Source organism: Anoxybacillus sp. (assembly GCF_036834105.1).
Classification (GTDB): Bacteria; Bacillota; Bacilli; order Bacillales; family Anoxybacillaceae; genus Anoxybacillus.
In genome coordinates this window covers 1-10,145 of the sequence record NZ_DAITON010000087.1, presented here as the reverse complement: position 1 = coordinate 10,145, position 10,145 = coordinate 1, and the positions used below count along the sequence as shown (strand labels likewise).

The 10,145-nt window shown below is 42.4% G+C and carries 4 protein-coding genes and 1 pseudogene; 4 read left to right on the top strand and 1 reads right to left on the bottom strand.

What is annotated here, in order from left to right:
- Positions 1-47 precede the first annotated feature (47 nt).
- Positions 48-6,305: a DNRLRE domain-containing protein gene (locus tag V7Z64_RS09275; RefSeq protein WP_334110191.1), complete on the top strand. Its 6,258-nt coding sequence runs from the start codon at positions 48-50 to the stop codon at positions 6,303-6,305.
- Between the two features lie 14 nt (positions 6,306-6,319).
- On the top strand, positions 6,320-6,604 hold the full coding sequence (locus V7Z64_RS09270; RefSeq protein WP_012573891.1) for a colicin immunity domain-containing protein: 285 nt from the start codon (positions 6,320-6,322) through the stop codon (positions 6,602-6,604).
- 334 nt (positions 6,605-6,938) lie between these two features.
- On the opposite strand, the gene V7Z64_RS09265 is transcribed toward V7Z64_RS09270, so the two are convergent.
- A complete protein-coding gene (locus V7Z64_RS09265) occupies positions 6,939-7,139 on the bottom strand; it encodes a helix-turn-helix domain-containing protein (protein ID WP_013877118.1) in 201 nt (66 codons plus the stop codon).
- 158 nt (positions 7,140-7,297) lie between these two features.
- Between V7Z64_RS09265 and V7Z64_RS09260 the strand changes: the two genes are divergently transcribed.
- A complete protein-coding gene (locus V7Z64_RS09260; RefSeq protein ID WP_094240476.1) occupies positions 7,298-8,074 on the top strand; it encodes a recombinase family protein in 777 nt (258 codons plus the stop codon).
- A 191-nt stretch (positions 8,075-8,265) separates the two neighbouring features.
- Positions 8,266-9,303, top strand: a pseudogene (locus V7Z64_RS09255) (IS110 family transposase); the annotation flags it as partial.
- Positions 9,304-10,145 lie beyond the last annotated feature (842 nt).

The window sequence follows — 10,145 nt, the reverse complement described above, 5'->3', positions numbered from 1 at the left end:
TTACAAACAAAGAAAATGAAAAAGTATTTGAACTCCCTAAACCATTTATGGTCGATTCGAATATCGACGAACACTCGGGAGAAGCACAGCGCTCGGAAAATGTAACATACGAACTTCAACAGGATGATCAAGGGTATATTTTAACGGTTAAAGCTGATCCGCAGTGGTTGAAAGATCCGAAGCGCGTCTATCCGGTTTATATTGACCCTAGCACTTCTGTTGCTATTGCTACCGATGCATTTGTCATGAGCGCCTACCCGACGACTAACTATGGTTCTGCATCAAGTAAATGGGATTCGGCGCAAGGACAATATGTGTTAAAAGTCGGTTATTATGATGGAACGACAGGGACTTGTTACGGATTTTTAAATCCTGATACATCAAATATCGAAAATATGAATGTGACGAGTGCCACATTCAACGTGTATGTGACACACTCATACTATGCAACAACAGCAACCGGCTTATGGTTAGATGCGGTCAATGGTTCATGGTCTGCGAGCACCTTAACATGGAATAATAAACCCTCTTCCACGAACATTGGTAAAGTCGATGTGGCAAGAGACCAATGGGCGCAATTTGATGTGACGAACACCGTCAAAGCGTGGGCATCAGGGACCAAACCAAACTATGGATTGAAACTCCATACGAATGGAAATGGACAAACGTATTGGAAAAAAGTTGTTTCCACTACGAACAGCAGTTATAAACCATATTTGTCTGTTACGTATACGATACCAGTTCCCGATACGCCAACAGGAACGGCCTTCAGTAATGGGGATGGCACAGGATATATCAATTTATCATGGGATCGGGTTCCTGGCGCTGTGGGTTATAAAGTTTGGATTTATAACGGGAAATCATATGAAGCGTTTGATGTAGGCAATGTTACTTCCTGGAGTACAAAAGGGAAAAAAATTTGGCCGACCCCTTCTGAAATTAGTGCTGGAAGATACGATCTGCATCAAGATCAGTTAGGGACGGAGTTGGCTGTCGATCCTTCCCCAGTCTATCGAAATTCAGGCGGAAGTTATCCAAACAGCAAGAACTACTGGTTCCGAGTCAGTGCGATTTTTCCTCAAGGCGAAAGCGCCATGTCAGGCGCGTATATGCCGACCATTCCGAATTTGGCAAAACCATCTGCTCCGACGGGGGTAAGTTATACAAACGGAAATGGAACAGGATATATCGATTTCAAATGGAATCCTGTGAGTGGAGCGACGGGGTATAAAATTTGGATTTTTAACGGTTCCTACTATGAATCGTTAGATGTCGGGAACGTCACTTCTTGGACAACGAAAAACAAAAAGTATTGGCCAACATCCACGGAAATTAATGCAGGTAGATATAAGTTGCATGTAAACGATGGTCTTGGCACAGAATTAGCTGTTGACCCGTCTCCGGTCTACGCTAATGCAGGAATGAAATACGCAACGGCTACCAACTACTGGATTCGAGTAAGTGCCTATAACTCTCAAGGGGAAACCGTCTTTTCTGATGCGTATATGCCTCGTATTCCAGATTTGCCAGTGCCATCAGCGCCTTCCGGATTTGCTTACAGCAATCAATCGGGGAGCAACTCTGGCTATGTCATGTTAAACTGGAATAAAATTCCTGGAGCGATAGGGTATAAAGTATGGATTTTCAATGGACTTTACTATGAAGCATTTGATGTAGGAGACGTGGACCATTGGACGACACAAAACAAAGGAATTTGGCCAACTCCGGAGGAAATCCAACAGGGGGATTCCAGCACCTTAACGCTGCAACATGATGGACAAGGATTGGAACTTCCGAAAGATCCTTCCCCAATGTATGCGAAAATGGGGACCAAATACGCGACAAGCCCCCATTACTACTTCCGACTCAGCGCCTACAATGCGGATGGGGAAACGGTATTTTCCAGCAATGCCTTGACGGTGAACATTCCGGAGGCGAATGAGTATTTAGGAAAAGAAGAGTACTGGTCCATCATTGATGTTCTGTATGGCAGCGTGAATGCCGCTACGGGTAATCTCATGATAGATGAACAAGATGTTTCGATTTCAGGTAGGGGGCTAGGACTTGGTCTATCCAGAACCTACAATAGCTTGTCTCCATGGACCGGTTTATTCGGAAAAGGCTGGCACAGCGATGCGGAAATGAATATCGTCGCGCAAGGAAATGAAGCGCGATTGACGGATGAAGACGGGACGCTTCACATATTTATGAAACGAGCCGACGGAACATACCAAGCGCCAACCGGTGTTTATTTGGAGCTAAGCGAGACCGCCACTGAGTGGATCGTGAAATCGAAAGATCAAACGAAAATGTATTTTAATAAAAGCGATGGCAAGTTAACCAAAATGGTCGACGGTCATGGAAACGCAACGACGTACGGTTATTCGAATGGAAAGCTTACGTCGATGACGGACGCATCGGGAAGAAAATTAGACATTCAGTATCGTCCAGACGGAAAGATCGAAAAAATCATAGGCCCGATGAATCGGACGGTGACATATGGCTACACGAATGATTTGTTAACGACGGTGACTCAGGCGGGCGGAGAAGTGACAAGATATGAATACAATGAGATTGATCGTCTAGTCAAAGTATTCGAGCCGACACATACGGAGGATCAGCCAGTTGTCAATCAGTTCGTGTACGACGGCGACAGGCTTAGTCAAGTACGTGATTCCGAAGGCCATGTATACACATTGACCTATGATCCAACGGAACGGCGATTGCTCATACAAAAGCCGAATGGCCGCAAAACTCAATATACTTTCAACGAGGCTGGTAACCCGATTGAGGTTGTGGATGACGTAGGCGGCTTAAATATTACAACGAAATATGTGTATGAAGGCAACAATTTAAAGGAATCATACGATCCGAATGATGTTGGGGCCACTACACCGACGGAATCATATACGTACGATGCGAATGGAAATGTGTTAACAGCGAAGGATAGCTATGGGACCGAAATCTACCAGTATAATCCAAATAACGATGTCATCTCCATGACAGATACAGAAGGCGACAAGACAACGGTTGCGTATGATGGCTTAAATCCAGTATCCGAAACCGATCAATCGGGAAAAACGTCTTCTGTAGCGAAGTACGATTCCTATGGAAATGTGATTGAAGAAAGTGACGCATTGGGCAGTGCGACCAATTTACTCTCTAATCACGGCTTTGAACAGGGAACGACCGCTTGGACTGTGCTTCGTTCGTATGATTCCGGGCAGTTACAGGAAGATACGAATGTTTATAATGGGTTGACGGGACGAAAAACGTTAAAAATCACAGTGAATTCGACGTCGCCTAGTGCAGAAGCCGGTTATGTGGCCGCTACGCAAGAAATTGCGGTAAAACCGAATGCGACATACACATTAAGTGGAAAAATCAAAACAAATTTAACGAAAGCCAGTGCGTTCTTTAATGTTGAATTTTTAGATAGCCAAAATCGTCGAATTTCTTGGACGGACAATCGTTATAGTCAATTGGTAGGCACAAGACCTTGGACAGAGCGGCAAGTGACGTTTACCACTCCTTCGAATGCAGCCAAAATTCGCGTCTATTTAGAGGTCGATCATAAGTCTCCAGATGCTTCCGGAGAAGCCTGGTTTGATAATGTTCAATTGGAAGAAGCGCAGGTTTCTTCCAGCTACAACCCAGTTGTAAATAGTAGTTTTGAAGGAACCACCACGAATTGGAGTGGAACAGGAGGAAGCGTAGATAATACGGAGTCGTTCGACGGGGCTTACTCTCTCAAAATATCGAGAACTAGCACCACGCAATCAGCTAGTGAATATAAGCAGACGGTGATCGTAGGGCAAACTTCAAGTGATACGCCGCTTCGTCTGACACTCACAGGTCTTTCCAAAGCGCAGGATGTCAAAGCCAACGGTACCGTGAGTGCAAGCGATTATTCCATTACGGCTAAAGTATACTTTGTGGATGGAACGACCCAAACGTATACCGCTGATTTTCCGATCGGCACGCAAGAGTGGAACCGGACTGCCATTTCCATCAATCCGTCTAAGCCAATGGACAAAATTGACGTATCCGCTATTTTCCGCGGAAACTACACAGGAACGGTCTGGTTTGACGCCATTCGCTTGATGGAAGGCAACGTCGTAACGAAAAACAAGTATGACGCAAATGGCAACTATGTTGAGGAAGAAACAGATGAAGCCGGGTATGTCACGAAAAAGAATTATGATGCCGTAGGAAACCTGTTGAGCGAATATGATGAGAAGGGAAATCAAAAACAGTACAAGTATGACCCATCCAATCGTTTAAAACAACTCCTATTGGCGAACGGAACTTCTGTCAACTATGACTATGACTTGAACGGTCACATGACTTCTAAAGTCATTCAAACGAGCAGCGGTCCGTCACAAAGATTTACCTATTCTTATGATAAGACGGGAAAACTTCTGAAAACGGTCGGTCCGCTTAACGATGTGACAACAAATGAATATGATGCGAACGGCAATAAAATGAAAACCGTCTTGCCGAAAGGAAATACAATTCAATGGACGTACGACGGAACGGAACGGGTCGACACGATTTCTTACAATGGAGTTCCGTATTACGAATTTAGTTACGACAAAAACGGAAACGAACTTTCTGTACAATATGTAAAAGACGGTACGACCAAGACAAGAAAATTTGATTCCGCGAATCGTGTCATTGAACAATCCGACCGCGGAGGATTACAAAAGTGGACCTATCCGATGACATCGGATAAATTACAACAGTTTATGTTCTCCCATGGATCGTTTAGCCAAACAGTCACATACCAATACAATGCCTTGGATCAAAATACAGTCGTCCAAGATGGAACGTATACGTACCGCTTTGACTATGACGAGAGAGGAAACGTTCGCACCTTCACGACAGGAAATGGGGCCGGTTCGACCTTTACGTATGATGACCGCGGCCTCGTGGAAAGCGTTTCGGTCGGTACGGCGGACGGAAAAGAAATTTTATCGGAAACGTACCGTTACGATGAAAACGGCAACCGGACGAAAGTGGAATCCCCAACGGGGGAAACGACCGTCTACCGTTACGATGCCCTAGACCAATTAGTGGAAGAGCAGCTTCCAGATGGCACGAAAGTCGAATATGCCTATGACGGATTCGGCAATCGGAAGCAAATCGTGAAAACGAAAGATGGGCAGTCGACGACGACCACGACTGATTATAATGCGGCGAATCAGTTGGTTCGTTTCGGTGACGAAACAATCACGTACGATGCGAACGGCAACCGATTGGAAGACGGCCAGTATCGATATGAATGGAACGCAGCCGACCAGCTCGTCTCCATCACCCGAAAAGGCGAAAGCACGCCGTTTGTGACGTACAAATATGATGAAGACGGCCGGCGCATCCAAAAGAATGTAAATGGCGTCATTACGAACTACCATTACCAAGGGGATAGCCTAAACGTTCTGTATGAAACCGATGCGGATGGAAATGTGGTAAGATCATATATATACGGAGAAAACGGGCAACTCCTTGCCATGAAAAAAGGCAATGCGACGTATTTTTACCACTATAACGCCCATGGCGATGTCATCGCCCTAACGGATGCGCAAGGAAACATCGTCGCCCGTTATCAATACGATGCGTGGGGGAACATTCTTTCCCAATCCGGCGCATTGGCGGACGAAAATCCATACCGATATGCGGGATACCAATATGACCAAGAAACGGGTCTGTATTATCTGATTGCCCGGTACTACCATCCGGTGCATGGCGTGTTCCTTTCTCTAGACCCAGATCCAGGGGATGCGGACGATATCCTTACGCAGAATGGGTATGCGTATGCGAACAACAACCCAGTGATGTTGGTCGATCCGGATGGGCATTTTGTGTGGATGGCTATCAACGCGGGATTTGCGGCGTATGATGCGTATAAGGCGTACAAGTCGGGAAAAGGATGGAAAGGCGTCGCGGCTGCGGCAGCTATTGGTTTTGTTGGTGGAGGAAAATTTAAACTTGTTAGAAATACAGGTAGATTTATTATAAAGGGTACGGGTAAAGTTACAAAAGGTGGATTGAACTTTACTAAAACTACTGCAAAGCATATGGATAATCCAGACAGAAGAGTTCCAATACAAATCCTACAACAAGCGATAAAGGGTAAAGGTTATAAAGACCCTAGAGGTTCAAATGCACGAATGTACTATACTATAATGTATAGAAATGGTAAGAAGTACAACTTAGAAGTTCTATATGATAAGAAAACAAATACAATCTTGCATTTTGAGTATGCTAGGAAAGCAATGGGGCCATTAAAGGCTATTCCTAAATAAAGGAGGGAAAATGCTTGGATATTGATTATTCAAAGAAGTTATATCAATTGATACAGGATTACTTAAATAAACAAATTGATACTGAGACTTTTTCAAATGATTTTACTGTAATTTATAATTTACATGTAGACTATGATAGTTTAAGTACTAAGGAACTTAAATTATTTGGTGAGTTATCAGAAATAACTAGTCGATTTTCACCTTTTGAAGAAGACCTTAAAAAATATAATTGTTACTTTAATGCAAATGATGTTGAAAAAAAAGCAAAAGAAGTTCTCAAAGAATTAAGTAAAAATTGAACCATAACTTTATATTGTTACAAAAAGCCTTAGGAGATAAATTCTCTTTAAGGCTTTTTACATAGACGTAATGCCGAATAAACCGCTTGTGTTACAACCTAAACATATAACCCACGACCCCCTTGCATGATAATTTTTTGAGTTATCTTGTACGCACAGGATGAGTTTGAAAAAGATGTCCAATTTTATAATTTTCATCAACAATAAACAGCTGAAAAATCATCAGTTACTACCGTTTTTATCTCCCAAAAGCTTACCTTCGCTTTCTCCTTGCCTTTTGAAATTTTTTTTTCGCAACTTTTCCGCCCTTTATTCCGATTACTATAGCGAGAGGCTACTCCACCTCGATTAACTCCTGGATGTCGATGTCTAGCACTTTGCACACTTTTTCTAATGTTGAGAGATAAACTCTGTCCACGTTGTCTGAACAAAGATGGCTGATGGTGTTCGGGCGCAGCCCTGTAAGTCGAGCTAATTCACGCTGAGAAATGCCACGTTCTTTGAGGATTTCTTTTAGTTTGATTTTAATTGGCATACTACATCCCTTCCTCTGTCTGTATTACTTATACGATACATAAAAAATTTGTATCGGTAAAGGGATTGATTGTATCGGTTAAGACGCATACAATAGACTTAACATAGCGGCTAAGCGTTACGTTAATCTCAATTTGCGTAACGGAGGGGGAAGGTATCATGAAGGTGATTGGATATATCCGAGTTTCCACACAAGGGCAAGCCAAAGATGGATACAGCCTTGCCTACCAAGAAGATGAAATCAAAGCATATTGCCAGGCACAAGGATACACTCTCCTGTGTTTGTTTAAGGATGAGGGTATCAGTGGGGCGAAAGTAGATGAAGAAGCGTTAGAAATCGACAGGACAGGATTTCAGGAGATGTTGGAGTATCTCTCCCGCCATCAGGTGGATTATGTGGTTACACTCAACACCAGTCGTTTATGGCGTTCAGACATTGTAAAAGTGTTAGTACATCGTGAGCTGAAAAAGTATGGAGTAGACATTCGGAGTATCGAACAACCGCAATACAGTATTTACAAGAAAGACCCCAATGATTTTCTTATTAATGGGTTAATGGAACTCCTCGACCAATATCAACGCTTAGAAATTGCGTTAAAGCTAGGACGAGGAAGGAATAAAAAAGCACAACAGGGCGGTTATGCAGGAGGAAATGTCGCTTTTGGATATACGGTTAAAAGAGGCCAAAAGCGACTCGTTATAGATGAAACACAAGCAAAAACCGTTCAACGAGTGTTTGACTTACGAGAACAACATCCTTCATGGTCTCTGTCACAAATCGCATCACAACTGAATGAGGAAGGACATCGAACGAAACAGGGGAAGTTGTTTACGAAAGTTCAAGTCAAGCGAATTTTGGACAGAAAATCGTTTTACAGTGGTGTATACCGTTATGGAGAGATAATCGCCAACGGAACACATGAAGCGATTTTATAACGGAACGAGATAGAGAATGGATAGGCTTTCGTACCCTTGCGAGTCCATAGAGACGAACGCTCGACCTAAGGTTGCCGACATTCTCTGTCTTGCTTTATCCGTTCAATCCAAGATAGGGGTGAGATGTTCTGATGAGACGAGATAAGCATATTTATATAGGGATAGATTTGCATAAGTTTTAGCATACAGCGGTGATTTTAGATTGTTGGTTTGAAAAGCTGGGAGAAGTGACATTTGAAAATAAACCATCCGCTTTTCCGAGTTTACTAGAGTATGTGAATGGGTTTCTTACAGAAGACATCACTCCTGTGTTTGGATTAGAGGATGTGGGGGGCTATGGCAGGGGCTTGGCATTGTACTTAAAAGAGAAAGGGCACATTGTAAAGTTTGTCAATTCTTCTTTATCCAATGCGGAACGGAACAGCTATGCCATGACCCAAAAGCATGACAGTTGGGATGCCCAATGTGTAGCGAATGTGTTAATCCGTCAACTCCCTTATTTGCCTGATGCTATCCCATCCGATATGTATTGGATGATTGCCCAATTGGTGGGGAGACGAAACGCTTTAGTCAAATCCCAAACCGCTCTTAAAAATCAGTTGCATCTTCAATTAAGTTTTCATTATCCAAGTTATAAGAAATTCTTTTCGAAAGTCGATGGTCAAACTGCTTTAGCTTTTTGGGAACGCTATCCTTCTCCCGCACATTTGAAGGGAGAAACCGTAGAAAGTTTACGAACATTCCTATTAAAAGCTAGTCATAAATCATGTTCCATAAGGAAGGCGAAACAGATTTTATCTCTCATCCAAGCGGATGGAGAGATAAAGCGTGAATATCAGACAACAAGTGATTTTATTATTCAAAGCATGGTGAGAGACATTCGCTTTAAGAAACAGGAAATCAAAAAAGTGGATAAAGAGTTAAAAGCACTTATTAAGCCATTAGGGATGCAGCTTGAAACGATGCCAGGCATTAATACGGTGACCGCATCCGCTTTCATTGCAGAAATCGGGGATATTCATCGTTTCTCCCATTCTGACAAACTCGCAAGATACGCAGGAATAGCCCCTGTCAGAATGGGTTCGGGCGGCAAGGAAACCATTCAGAAAAGCAAACAAGGAAACAGGGAATTATACAATATCTTTTACAATTTGGCTGTTCAACAAATACATATTTGTAAAGGTAGTAAAACTCCTCGAAATCCTGTGTTTTACGAGTATTATCAGAAAATGTATTTGCTAATTGAATTTTGAGCCACTCCGATTACATCCTTGTGAGCCACTTAAAAATTGACAAATGGTAAATCTGGGGCGTCTTGACACGGAGCCTCTAGAGGCATGATTTCACTCGAAAGTCGACACATCAAGATGTTTCGATAGGCAACAAGCCTATCATGCCTCTCACTCCATATCAAGACGGTGTTTTCGCTGGAAATGGAGTGGCTCACGTTTTTACGAGCGAAGTGGCTCAATTTTATGTTAGCAAAAACAGAAAAAGCTAGCAGAAGGTAAAACCAAACAACAAGCACTTATTTGCATTATGAGAAGACTTGTCAATATTATCTATGGCATGATGAAGAATAAAACTGCGTATATCGTGCCTGACATACCTAACAGCAAAGTAAGTTGATATAATGAGTGGTAGTTACTCAACTGCCACTCTTTTTATAAAGTACACGTTTAGAATTTCCTAAGGGTACAGGCAAAGCTTCTAAATATGTAGATGTGACTAAATCTGGTAGTCGTTATGCTAACAGAGCGACTGATGTATCTAAAGCGCAGTTCGAAAAAAATCTACTTAGAGATGGATGGAAAAAATCAATATCTAAAGACGGAAAAACAATAATACTGACAAAAGATGGCGCAAAATATGTTCTTCGCGACGGTGCTAAATCCACAGGTGGTTCAACCGCTGACTTTTATCCAAAAGGGAGCAAAAGAATGACTTTAAAAATTAGGTTAAAATAGGGGGAGTCCAATGAATTTAGAAACTTTATTTGTTAGGGAAAAAAAAGAGTTTAATAAATTAATAGGAATAGCTAGTGATACGTTTTATATAGAAAATAGATTGC